3 protein-coding genes are annotated in these 2713 nt (G+C 69.3%); 2 read left to right on the forward strand and 1 reads right to left on the reverse strand.

What is annotated here, in order from left to right; all coding sequences use genetic code 11:
* On the forward strand, window positions 1-258 hold a 258-nt coding region (locus VNS22_RS20525), incomplete at its 5' end, for a hypothetical protein (RefSeq protein WP_325735747.1).
* Window positions 259-397: 139 nt separating this feature from the next.
* Window positions 398-1747, forward strand: a complete 1350-nt coding sequence (locus tag VNS22_RS20530) for an OmpP1/FadL family transporter (protein WP_325735749.1) — start codon at window positions 398-400, stop codon at window positions 1745-1747.
* Between the two features lie 52 nt (window positions 1748-1799).
* On the opposite strand, the gene VNS22_RS20535 is transcribed toward VNS22_RS20530, so the two are convergent.
* On the reverse strand, window positions 1800-2713 hold a 914-nt coding region (locus VNS22_RS20535), incomplete at its 5' end, for a tachylectin-related carbohydrate-binding protein (protein ID WP_325735751.1).

The following is a 2713-nucleotide window of genomic DNA, read 5'->3' on the forward strand; positions in this document are numbered from 1 at the left end:
GACAAGCGGGTGCTGATCATCGATCCGGCACGGCTCCAGCCGGTGCAGCCTTATCCCTTCACCGCGCTGAAGCTCCAGCTGCGCCAGGTTTCCGGTGCCGGGACCGGTGATCTCCTGCTGCGCCGGCGCGACTTCTTCCCGGCCGCGGTCGAGGGTGTGGCCCGTCAGCGCCAGCCGGCCTTCTTGGCGATCCGCGATCCGGGCACGGTGGCGGAGCTGATCCGGCACCAGGCGCTACGCTTCGCCCACGCCGCATGAAACGTCGCATCTGCGCCACGGTGCCGTGAGCAGTACCCGGCCGGGCCGGAACATTTATTGACAGTAGATCATCAACAAAAGCATTTCACTTCTAAGGATAGAGCCGGGGCCAGGACAGATGTCGCGTTTGCTTCGTTGGATGTTGCTCGGCACTTGTGCCCTCCACCTCGTTCCGCTCGCCGCCGGGCAGGCCCGGGCTGCCGGCTATGCGATCCGCGAGCAGAGCGCAGTCGGCCAGGGCAGCTCGTTCGCCGGCATGACTGCGGGCGAGGGCGGCCTGTCGGCGATGTTCTTCAACCCGGCAGCCTTGGGCTTCGCCACCGCGCCCACGATCGAGCAGCATCTCACCCTGGTGGTGCCGGATGCGGAGCTGGTGTCGTCCTCGGCCTCGACGGTGCTGGGCACCCCGATCGGCGGGCGCAGCCGCCAAAGCGACGCGTATCCCGATGTGGGTGTGCCGGCGCTCTATGCCGCCTATCCGCTGGACGAGCGCTGGACGCTGGGCCTCTCGGTCAACGTCCCCTTCGGCCTCGGTTCCAAGTACGACGAGGACTGGGTCGGCCGTTATCATGCGGTCAAGTCGAAGCTGTTCTCGGTCAACGCGACACCGACCGTCGCCTACCGGCCGGTGTCCTGGCTGACCCTGGGCGGCGGGTTCAGCGCGCAGTACATCCATGCCGAGCTGACCAATGCCGTGGATTTCGGCACGATCGGCACGCTGCTCGAGCAGCGCACCGGGGCCAGCCTGCCGATCGCGCCGGAGCCGGGCGCCCAGGACGGCAAGGCCAAGGTGGAGGGCGACGACATCGGCTTCGGCCTGGTGCTGGGCGCCATCGCCGAGCCGCTGCCGGGCACCAGGCTGGGCGTCTCCTACCGCTCGCAGATCAGCCAGTCGATCAAGGGCGATGCGGATTTCGACCTGGGCACGTCCGGCATGGGGGCGATCGTTTCCGCCGCGACCGGCCAGTTCGTGGACACGGGTGCGAGGGCATCGCTCACCACGCCCACCACCGTCTCGCTCGGCTTGTCCCAGGCGATCGGCAGCGACCTGACCCTGCTGGCCGACGTCCAGTGGACCGACTGGTCGCAGTTCGACGAGCTGCGCATCGACTTCGACAATCCCGCCCAGGCGGCGAGCGTCACCACCCAGAACTGGAGCGACACCTGGTTCGCCTCGGTGGGTGCAGCCTACCGGCTGAACGAGCAATGGACGCTGCGCGCCGGCGCCGCGTTCGACCAGTCGCCCGTGCCCAACAACGACCGCACGCCGCGCATCCCGGACAGTGACCGCTACTGGCTCTCGGCGGGCGTCTCGTGGGCGCCCTGGCAGGACTGGACCTTCGACCTCGGCTACTCCCACATCTTCCTCGAAGACTCCGAGGTCGACCTGTCCACCAGCGGTGCCGGCAACACCACGCGCGGCAATCTCTCGGCCAACTACGAGAGCCAGATCAACATCATCGCGGTGGCGGCGCGGGTCGCATTCTGAGGCGGGGCGCCCGGGGGCTGCCGTTTCCCCCGGGAGACCCTCGTGACCGTTCCTAGTTCGGGCCCCGGAACGGGGCCGCGAGGCTGGCGAAGGCCTGCAACAGGCCCGGTACGCGCCTCCGGATCTCCACCGGGCCTTCCCAGCGCTTGCCGGGCAGCGAGATGGGCACGCGGCGGCCGCCGACGACGGCGAACTGGATCGGTCGGTCGCCATAGCGGTACCAAAGGATGGTCCCGCTCGTGGTGAAGGCGAGGAACACCCCGTCCGGGCAGGCGACCACTGCCCGGAAGGGCTGCCAGCCCGTGCCGATCTGCGCGGCCGGCGCCCAGTCGGCGGCGCCGTTCGCATGGCCGCGATGCTCGTGCAGGATCAGCGCGCCGTCCGGCCGGATGCCATAGATCAGGCCGTCGCCGCCCGACATCACCGTCTGGTAGCCGTCGAAGCCGGTGGCGACCTCGCGCGGGCCGGACCAGGTCGTCACGTCGCCGCCGTGAGGGGCGCCGTCATGCCGGTACCACAGCAGGCGGCCATCGGGCCGGACCCCGTACACGACGTATTCCCCGCCTGGAAAGACATGCTGGAAGCCGTTCCAGCCATTGCCCACCTGCACCGGGCCGCGCCAGGTCCGGTTCCCCTCGAAGAAGCCGTCATGCCCGTACCACATGAGGTCGCCATCGGGCTTGATCGCGTAGATCGCCGCCCCGCCGCCGTTGAAGACGCGCGCAAACCCGTTCCAGCCGTTGCCGACCTTGATCGGCCCGCGCCACTGGTCGGACCCGCCCGGCCGGCTGGCCTCGCTCAGCTGGTACCATTGCAGGTCGCCGGCCAGGTCGACCAGGTACAAGGTCGCGGGCGCATAGGCCTCGGTGGTCGGGAACTGCCCGATGAACTGACCACGCAGCGATCCGCCGGCAACCAGGCGCGCCAGCGCGTCGGACAAGGCCTGCAGCGGCGCGCAACCACTCT

It is taken from the genome of Geminicoccus sp. (assembly GCF_035556675.1).
In the GTDB taxonomy this organism is placed as follows: Bacteria; Pseudomonadota; Alphaproteobacteria; order Geminicoccales; family Geminicoccaceae; genus Geminicoccus.

Bases quoted from the DNA above. Each gene is read 5' to 3' on its own strand.
- VNS22_RS20530 (WP_325735749.1), top strand. From the start codon at position 398: ATGTTGCTCGGCACTTGTGCCCTCCACCTCGTTCCGCTCGCCGCCGGG.